This window comes from Burkholderia sp. Ac-20345 (assembly GCF_017104825.1).
Classification (GTDB): domain Bacteria; phylum Pseudomonadota; class Gammaproteobacteria; order Burkholderiales; family Burkholderiaceae; genus Burkholderia; species Burkholderia lata_B.
This window is the reverse complement of record NZ_JAAGPO010000495.1, coordinates 1-1,161: the sequence shown is the minus strand read 5'-3', so window position 1 is coordinate 1,161 and position 1,161 is coordinate 1. Positions and strand designations below refer to the sequence as shown.

General features: G+C 72.0%; 1 pseudogene. It reads right to left on the bottom strand.

Features of this window, described 5'->3' with window-relative positions:
• Nucleotides 1-3: 3 nt before the first annotated feature.
• Nucleotides 4-1,161 (bottom strand): annotated as a pseudogene (locus G3O06_RS48230) (MMPL family transporter); the annotation flags it as partial.

The window sequence follows — 1,161 nt, the reverse complement described above, 5'->3', positions numbered from 1 at the left end:
CGCTCATGCGCGTCCTCCTCGATGACGGTTGACGACCGCGGACGGGCGCGGCGCGAGAATCGCCGCGAACGCGAGCGCGAGCATCGCGCCCGGGCCGACGGTCAGCCCGAAGGTCTCGAGTAGCGGCACGCGCGACAGCGCCAGCAACCCGAAGCCGGCGACCGTCGCGAGATTCGCGATCAGCAGCGACACGAGTGTGTACGGCGTGACGGGCTGCGCGTCGTCGCGCTTGCAGAAGAACAGCGCATAGTTCGAGCCGACCGCGACGATCAGCAGCATCCCGACGAGATGCAGGATCGTCAGTTGCACGCCGGCGAGCGCGAAGCCGGCCGTCACGACCAGCACGGCCGCGACGAGCGGCGCGAGCGCACGCACGACGCGGCGCGGCGAGCGCAGTGCGATCAGCAGCAGCACGGCGATGGCGGCAAAACCCGCGAGCGACAGCCGGATGTCTTCGTGCACGTAGCTCACGTACAGGCGATCGGCTTCGGCCTTCATGTCGACGAACAGCGCATCGGGCACGCCCGCGCGCGCGACAGCCGCGCGAATCGGCGTCGCATCGAGACTCGATGCCGGGTGCGCAGTGCGGGCGGCATCCGGCGCGCGTAGCGGCAGCATCGCGCTCCAGCGGCCGTCACGTTCGGTCAGCAGCGCATCGACGGCGAGCGCCATCGATGTGCCGCGCAGGTCGGCGCGCGTCAGCAGCGGCGCGCGGCGTGCGGCGTCGACGTCGGTGATGAACGGTGCGAACAGGTCGGGCTTGACCGCGATCGGCTGGTTCGCGACGGCGTCGTGCATCCGCGCGGCGAGCACGCCGGCGTCGGGCAGGCTCGCCTGGCGCGCGCGCTGCGCGGCGTCGCTCGGCAGGTAGCGCGCGGGGCTTTCGAAACCGGCGAGCGCGCCCTGGTCGACGAGCGGCTGCAATTGCGCGGCCACTTTCTCGACACCTTCGAGCGCGGCCTGTTCGGTCGATGCGGAAATCACGACGAGATAGCGCACGTCGGGTGCGCCGACATCGGCGCGCAGCCGTGCGTCGAGTGCCTGCGCTTGCGCCGGCACGGGGCTCAGCGCGGCGAGCTCGCGGCTCCACAGGCCGTCGCGATGCAGCACGAGCGTCGCGCCCGCGGCGATCACCAGCACGGCGAGCGGCCAGCGCAGCCA